At 34.3% G+C, this 239-nt stretch carries 1 protein-coding gene; it reads left to right on the plus strand.

Annotated elements, in window-relative coordinates; genetic code table 11:
- Positions 1-11: 11 nt before the first annotated feature.
- Positions 12-239: transposase (locus M3234_RS29105; protein WP_464515150.1), on the plus strand; the 228-nt coding region annotated here is incomplete at its 3' end.

A 239-nucleotide genomic window follows, 5' to 3' on the forward strand; every position in this document is an offset into this window, starting at 1 on the left:
TGGTGAATTCAATGTTTAAGCCTAAAGAGTCTAGCCAAAGTGAATTTGAATTTGTGTCTATTGATGAATTAGTTCCAGATGATCACCTTCTTCGTTTAATTGATAAATATGTAGACTTTTCATTTCTTCTTGAAAAAGTACGTCCATTTTATAGTGATGATAACGGCCGTCCATCTGATCCCCTTATACTTTTTAAAATGATGTTCATCGGGTATCTCTTTGGTATTCGTTCCGAAAGG

Source organism: Neobacillus niacini, from assembly GCF_023715785.1.
Lineage (GTDB): Bacteria > Bacillota > Bacilli > Bacillales > Cytobacillaceae > Neobacillus > Neobacillus niacini_E.